The sequence below is a fragment of the Catenibacterium sp. CAG:290 genome, assembly GCF_000437715.1.
Lineage (GTDB): Bacteria > Bacillota_I > Bacilli_A > Erysipelotrichales > Coprobacillaceae > Catenibacterium > Catenibacterium mitsuoka_A.
The window spans coordinates 1-7,858 of record NZ_FR898771.1 but is presented as its reverse complement, the minus strand read 5'-3'; the positions used below and the strand labels follow the sequence as shown (position 1 = coordinate 7,858).

General features: G+C 37.6%; 6 protein-coding genes. All 6 read left to right on the top strand.

Features of this window, described 5'->3' with window-relative positions; all coding sequences use genetic code 11:
• Window positions 1–62 precede the first annotated feature (62 nt).
• The 6 genes from ilvC to ilvB all read left to right on the top strand — a co-directional run bounded on the left by ilvC (window position 63) and on the right by ilvB (window position 7,412).
• Window positions 63–1,079, top strand: a complete 1,017-nt coding sequence (ilvC, locus tag QVO42_RS01370) for a ketol-acid reductoisomerase (RefSeq protein WP_006505165.1) — start codon at window positions 63–65, stop codon at window positions 1,077–1,079.
• A 99-nt stretch (window positions 1,080–1,178) separates the two neighbouring features.
• On the top strand, window positions 1,179–2,456 hold the full coding sequence (leuC, locus tag QVO42_RS01365) for a 3-isopropylmalate dehydratase large subunit (protein ID WP_022424400.1): 1,278 nt from the start codon (window positions 1,179–1,181) through the stop codon (window positions 2,454–2,456).
• Window positions 2,456–2,947: a 3-isopropylmalate dehydratase small subunit gene (gene leuD / locus QVO42_RS01360; protein WP_006505167.1), complete on the top strand. Its 492-nt coding sequence runs from the start codon at window positions 2,456–2,458 to the stop codon at window positions 2,945–2,947. Before leuC ends, leuD begins: the two co-directional genes overlap by 1 nt.
• A 5-nt stretch (window positions 2,948–2,952) precedes the next feature.
• On the top strand, window positions 2,953–4,035 hold the full coding sequence (leuB, locus tag QVO42_RS01355) for a 3-isopropylmalate dehydrogenase (protein WP_022424399.1): 1,083 nt from the start codon (window positions 2,953–2,955) through the stop codon (window positions 4,033–4,035).
• A 9-nt stretch (window positions 4,036–4,044) separates the two neighbouring features.
• Complete coding sequence (gene ilvD / locus QVO42_RS01350) at window positions 4,045–5,718, top strand: dihydroxy-acid dehydratase (protein ID WP_022424398.1); 1,674 nt, start codon at window positions 4,045–4,047, stop codon at window positions 5,716–5,718.
• A 17-nt stretch (window positions 5,719–5,735) separates the two neighbouring features.
• Window positions 5,736–7,412 carry a biosynthetic-type acetolactate synthase large subunit gene (gene ilvB / locus QVO42_RS01345; protein WP_022424397.1) on the top strand — a complete coding sequence of 559 codons (1,677 nt, stop codon included), beginning with the start codon at window positions 5,736–5,738 and terminating at the stop codon, window positions 7,410–7,412.
• Window positions 7,413–7,858: the final 446 nt, after the last annotated feature.

Sequence of the window (7,858 nt, the reverse complement as noted above, 5' to 3'; positions counted from 1 at the left end):
GAGGACTAGATGATTTTGATATAGAAAAGATGAAAGCTAAGAAAAATAGGGGGTAAATAAATATGGCTAAAATCTATTACAACACAGACTGTGATTTATCTTTATTAGATGGTAGAAAGGTTGCTATCATCGGTTATGGTTCTCAGGGACATGCACATGCATTAAACCTTAAAGAATCTGGAGTAGACGTTGTTGTTGGTCTATATGAAGGTTCTAAGTCTTGGAAGAAAGCAGAAGAACAGGGACTTAAGGTTATGACATCTGCTGATGCAGCTGCTTGGGCAGATATCATCATGGTATTAATTCCTGATGAATTACAGGCTAAGCTTTACAAAGAAGCTATCGAACCAAACTTAAACGAAGGCGATATGTTAATGTTCGCTCATGGTTTCAATATTCATTTCAATCAGATCGTTCCACCAAAGAACGTTGATGTAACTATGATTGCGCCAAAAGCTCCAGGTCATACAGTACGTTCAGAATATCAGGCAGGTAAAGGTACTCCTTGTCTAGTAGCAGTTGAACAGGATTACACTGGTAAGGCTCATGATTATGCATTAGCTTATGGTGCTGCAATCGGTGGTGCAAGAGCTGGTCTATTAGATACTACATTCAGAACTGAAACTGAAACAGACTTATTTGGTGAACAGGCAGTTCTTTGTGGTGGTGTATGTCAGTTAATGCAGACTGGTTTCGAAGTATTAGTAGAAGCTGGTTACGACCCAAAGAATGCATACTTTGAATGTATCCATGAAATGAAGTTAATCGTAGACTTAATCTACCAGTCAGGTTTCGAAGGTATGAGAAAATCTATTTCTAATACTGCAGAATATGGTGACTATATCACTGGTCCTAAATTAATCACTGAAGACACTAAGAAAGCAATGAAGAAAGTATTAGCTGATATCCAGGATGGTTCATTCGCTAAAGAATTCTTACTTGAAATGTCAGCAGCAGGTGGACAGGCTCACTTCAAAGCAATGAGACAGTTACACAATGAACATGAATGTGAAAAAGTAGGTGCTGATATCCGTTCATTATATTCTTGGTCTGATGAAGATAAGCTTTTAAATAACTAATCACTAAGCAACACACACACTTTGTGTGTTGTAAAGAGGAAGTACTACGGTACTTTCTCTTTACAACATTCAAAAATAACTTGAGGAGGATTATATATAATGGGAATGACAATGACGCAGAAGATCTTAGCTGATCATGCGGGAGTAAAAGAAGTTCATGCAGGTGAATTAATTGAAGCAAATGTAGATATTGTAATGGCAAATGATATTACAGGACCTATGGCTTTACCAATCTTTAAGAAAATGGCTGATAGGGTCTTTGATAAAGATAAGGTTGTTTTAGTGCCAGATCACTTTACACCTAATAAAGATATTAAATCTGCAGAGAACTCAAAGGCAATCAGAGAATTCTCTCGTGAGCAGGGATTAACACATCATATGGAACAGGGTAAATGTGGTGTAGAACATGCTATTTTACCTGAAAGCGGCATTGTTGTGGCAGGAGATGCTGTCATTGGTGCAGACTCACATACTTGTACTTATGGGGCTATTGGTGCTTTCTCTACAGGTGTAGGAACAACTGATATTGCGACAGGTATGGCGACTGGACAATTATGGTTCAAGGTACCTTCAGCCATTAAATTTAATCTTCATGGCAAACTACCAAAATATGTATCTGGTAAGGATGTTATTTTACATATTATTGGACGTATTGGTGTAGATGGAGCTTTATATAAATCAATGGAATTTACTGGTGAGGGTGTCAAAGAATTATCTATGGCAGATCGTTTTACTATTTGTAATATGGCTATTGAAGCAGGAGCTAAGAACGGTATCTTCCCTGTTGATGAAGCCGCTATTGAATACTTAGATAAACATGCTAAACGTGAATATAAGATCTATGAAGCAGACAAAGACGCTGAATATGAAGAAGTGGTAGATGTAGACTTATCTGCTATTAGACCAACTGTTGCTTTCCCTCATCTTCCAGGTAATGCAAAGACAGTGGATGAAATTGAAGCAATGGATAAAATCTATATTGATCAGGTTGTTATTGGATCATGTACAAATGGTCGTATGGAAGACTTAAGAAAAGCAGCCGCTATTCTTAAAGGTAAGAAAGTCGCTGATAATGTGAGAGTGATGGTTGTACCAGCGACTCAGAAGATTTACTTACAGTGTATCCTAGAAGGTATTCTAGAAACATTTGTAGAAGCAGGATGTGCTGTCAATACACCAAGCTGTGGTCCATGTATGGGTGGTCATATGGGTGTACTTGCGAAAGGTGAAAAGTGTGTTTCTACTACAAATAGAAACTTCGTTGGACGTATGGGTGATGTAGAATCATTAATTTATCTTGCATCTCCAGAAACAGCAGCTGCAAGTGCGATTGCAGGTTATATCGCAAATCCAGAAAAATTCGGAGGTAATAACTAATGGAAGCTAAAGGTAGAGTATTTAAATATGGTGATAACGTTGATACAGACGTTATTATTCCAGCAAGATATCTTAATTCATTTGATGCCAAAGAATTAGCAAGTCACGCTATGGTGGACTTAGATCCTACATTTGTAGAAAGAGTTCAGCCTGGTGATATTATTGTCGCAAAGAAGAACTTTGGTTGTGGTTCATCAAGAGAACATGCCCCTCTTGCATTAAAGACAGCAGGTGTATCTTGTGTTATCGCAAAAAGCTTTGCACGTATCTTCTATCGTAACTCTATTAATATCGGTTTTGCGATTCTTGAATGTCCAGAAGCCGTAGATGGTATTGATGATGGCGATGAAGTAAAAGTAGATTATGAAACAGGTAAGATTTATAACCTCACTAAGAATACAGAATATCAGGGTCAGCCTTTCCCACCATTCATGCAGAAGATTATTGAACAGGGTGGTCTTGTAAACTATGTCAATAATAAGAAAGGATAGAGGATATGGAAAAGAATATTGCGGTTATTAAAGGTGATGGAATCGGTCCTGAAATTGTGAATGAAGCAATTAAGGTACTTGATGCCATCGCAAAGAAATATAATCATACATTCAACTACAAGAATATCCTCATGGGAGGCTGTTCTATTGATGCTTATGGAGTCCCATTAACTGATGAGGCATTAGAAGTCGCAAAAAACAGTGATGCTGTATTATTAGGTTCTATTGGGGGAGATACTAATACATCTCCATGGTATAAATTAGATCCTACATTAAGACCAGAAGCAGGATTGTTAAAGATTAGAAAAGAATTAGGTTTATTCGCAAACTTAAGACCTGCTTATTTATATAAAGAACTTGCAGGTGCATGTCCATTAAAGGAAAGCACATCAGAAGCAGGTTTTGATATGATTATCGTAAGAGAATTGACTGGTGGTTTATATTTTGGTGAAAGAAACACAAAAGAAATCAATGGTGAATTAGTGGCTCATGATAATCTAGTTTATTCAGAACATGAAATTAGACGTATCGCACAAAGAGGATTTGAAATTGCGATGAAACGTGGTAAGAAACTTACAAGTGTGGATAAAGCCAATGTTTTAGATACATCTCGCTTATGGCGTAAGATTGTGAATGAAGTGGCTCAGGATTTCCCAGAAGTAAAAGTAGAACATATGCTTGTAGATAACTGTGCCATGCAGTTAGTCAAAGATCCAGCACAGTTTGATGTGGTCCTCACTGAGAATATGTTTGGGGATATCTTAAGTGATGAAGCATCTATGGTTACTGGTTCTATTGGTATGTTATCAAGTGCTTCACTTCGTGAAGACAGTCTAGGTATGTATGAACCAAGCCATGGCAGTGCACCTGATATTGCAGGACAGAATATTGCGAATCCACTTGCGACTATCTTAAGTGCCGCTATGATGCTACGTTATTCATTTGATATGGATGAAGAAGCAGCATGTATTGAAAAAGCAGTAGAAAAGGTTCTTGCGGATAATATCCGTACAGTTGATATTTATAAAGAAGGAATGACAAAAGTATCTACATCACAGATGGGTGATGCTGTAGTAGAAAGACTTTAGGAGGCTAATATGAGAAGTGATAATGTAAAAAAGGGAGTAGAACGTGCACCTCATCGTTCACTCTTCAATGCCTTAGGCATGACAGAAGAAGAATTAGAAAGACCTCTAATCGGGGTAGTTTGTTCATATAATGAAATTGTTCCTGGTCATATGAATCTAGATAAGATCAGTGAAGCAGTTAAGAAAGGTGTTTATTTAGCGGGTGGTGTACCAGTTGAAGTACCTGCGATTGCAGTATGTGATGGTATTGCGATGAACCATACAGGTATGAAATATTCACTCGTTACAAGAGAATTAATTGCAGATAGTACAGAATGTCTGGCAACAGCACATCAGTTTGATGGTCTTGTCATGATTCCTAACTGTGATAAGAACGTTCCAGGCTTATTAATGGCAGCGGCTCGTTTAAATATTCCAACTATCTTTGTATCAGGTGGACCAATGCTTGCAGGTAAGAAATTAAATGGTAAGAAGACTTGTCTTTCTTCACTATTTGAAGCAGTTGGTCAATACAATGCAGGTACTCTAGATGCGGCTCATCTTGAAGAATTTGAAGAAAAAGCATGTCCAACATGTGGTTCATGTTCAGGTATGTATACAGCGAACTCTATGAACTGTTTAACAGAAGCACTCGGTATGGGTCTTCGTGGTAATGGAACTATTCCAGCTGTTTATTCAGCACGTATCAGACTTGCAAAACATGCTGGTATGAAGATCATGGAATTAGTAGAAAAGAACATCAAACCAAGAGATATCATGACTCCAGCTGCCTTCAAGAATGCGATGACAGTGGACATGGCCTTAGGATGTTCTACAAACTCAATGCTTCATTTACCAGCTATCGCACATGAAGCAGGTGTTGAATTAAATCTTGAAATTGCGAATGAAATTTCTAAATATACACCAAACCTTTGTCACTTAGCACCAGCAGGTTCTACATTTATGGAAGATTTAGATGATGCCGGTGGCGTATATGCAGTCATGAATGAACTTGATTCATTAGGTATCTTAGATACAACAGGAATCACATGTACTGGTAAGACTATTAAAGAAAATATTGCAGGATGTGTAAACTTAGATCCAGAAATCATCCGTCCTGTTGATAACCCTTATATGAAAACAGGTGGTATTGCGGTATTAAAGGGTAATATTGCACCTGATAGCTGTGTTGTTAAGGCAGCGGCAGTCGCACCTGAAATGATGACACATACTGGACCAGCCAGAGTATTTGATAGTGAAGATGATGCAATCAAGGCAATTCGTGCTGGTAAGATTGTCAAGGGTGATGTTGTTGTTATTCGTTATGAAGGTCCTAAAGGTGGTCCTGGTATGAGAGAAATGTTATCTCCTACAAGTGAAATCGCTGGTATGGGACTTGATAAAGATGTTGCATTAATTACAGATGGTCGTTTCTCAGGAGCAACTAGAGGGGCGTCTATTGGACATGTATCTCCTGAAGCAGCAGTAGGAGGACCTATCGCTTTAATTGAAGAAGGAGATATGATCTCTATTGATATTCCAAATAATAAGATTAATGTAGCTGTAGATGATGCTACATTAGAAGCACGTCGTGCTAAATGGCAGCCAAGAGAACCTCGTATCACTACAGGTTACTTAAGACGTTATGCTGCACAGGTAACAAGTGCCAATACTGGAGCTGTATTACAGCCAAATGATAAGTAAAGGAGGAGAATCCAAAAATGTTAATGAAAGGATCGGACATTGTAGTAGAAAGCCTTCTTGAACAGGGCGTTGATACTATCTTTGGCTATCCAGGAGGGGCAATCCTAGAAGTCTATGATAGTTTATATAAATATCAGGATAAGATTCATCATGTCCTTACATCTCATGAACAGGGTGCGTCTCATGCAGCTGATGGTTATGCACGTGCCACTGGTAAAGTGGGTGTCTGTATGGCAACAAGTGGACCAGGTGCCACTAACCTTGTCACAGGTATTGCGACAGCCATGATGGATTCTATTCCTTTAGTCGCTTTAACTGCCAACGTAGGTGTCAATGCCTTAGGTAAAGATGCCTTCCAGGAAATTGATATCAAGGGTGTAACTATCCCTATTACTAAACATAACTTTATTTGTAAATCACCAGAAGAATTGGCTCCAACTATTCGTAAAGCATTCCAGATTGCGAAAGAAGGTCGTCCTGGTCCAGTATTAGTCGATATGACTAAGAATGCGACTGTAGGTTCATGTGAATATACTAAAAAGGTGCCAGATGTCATTGGCAGCCGTAATTATACATTCCCTACAACTTCTATTAAGAAAGCTGTAGAAATGATTGAAGCATCAGAAAAGCCATTCGTATTTGTCGGTGGTGGATGTATTGCTTCTCAGGCGAGTGCAGCTTTAAAAGAATTTGTAGAAAAAATCGATGCACCAGTTACTGATACATTAATGGGTAAAGGGGCTTATGATGGCACTAATCCACGTTATGCAGGGATGTTAGGAATGCATGGGACTAAAGCAAGTAATATCGGTGTATCAGAATGTGATTTATTGATTGCGATTGGTGTACGTTTCAGTGACCGTATTACTGGTAATGTGGATACATTTGCGAAGAATGCGAAGATTATTCATATTGATGTCGATGATGCAGAAATCGATAAGAATGTGCCTGTTGATTTAGGTATTGTCGGAGATGCAAAAGATGTTATTGAAGCTATTAATTTAACTTTAACACAACAGAACCATCCAGGATGGATGAAGGAAGTACGTACATTAAAGGATCGTTACCCTTTAACTTATGATCAGTCTAGATTAACTGGTCCATATGTGATTGAACAGATTGATAACTTTACTGATTCTCAGGCTATTATCACAACTGAAGTAGGTCAGAACCAGATGTGGGCAGCACAGTACTATCACTATAGACGTCCTAGACAGTTCTTAAGTTCTGGTGGACTTGGTACTATGGGTTATGGACTAGGTGCTGCAATGGGAGCTAAATATGGCTGTCCTAATCAGTTAGTATTCAATATTGCAGGGGATGGATGTTTCCGTATGAACCTCAATGAACTAGCTACTGCATCACGTTACAATATCCCAATCATTGAAGTAGTACTTAATAACCATGTACTTGGAATGGTAAGACAGTGGCAGACATTATTCTATGGTGAACGCTATAGTGCAACAGTACTTCATGATAAGGTAGACTTCTGTAAGGTAGCAGAAGGATTAGGCTGTAAAGCCATTCGTGTCACTAAGAAAGAAGAAGTCATGCCTGCTTTACAGGAAGCCGTGGATTATCATGGTCCAGTTGTTATTGAATGTATTATTGATGATGATGATAAGGTATTCCCAATGGTTGCGCCAGGAAGCTCTATTGCGGAAGTATTTGATGAAGCAGATATTAATAAGTAATTAAAAAGGCTGTTAAATTAATGAGATTAGAAAGATATACTATCTCATTAGCATTTACAGCCTTTTTACATGTTTAATTTGTATTTTTACTATCTAAACAATTTGCAGAATCTTTAACTTGTGTAAATCTACTTTTCATCTGCCGAAAACTTATAGGATACATAATTTCCAGATTCAAATTCAAAGTCACTTGTTTTAACTGAAGCGTAATTAAAATTGCTCTTTTTATATAAAAAGAGCAATACAATAAATAAGAAGATAATAAAAATCGTATTGCAAGAAAGTTACTAGATATGAAATTTTATCCAAGTAATATTACTTGAATAAAATTCATTTTTAAAAATTATTATATTATCTTCTTTTTTTGTGCATAAAATAGTATCAAAAAATAATGAATAATCAGATGCTCCGCAACTAAATAATATCGTTAAAAGACTACCTATAAT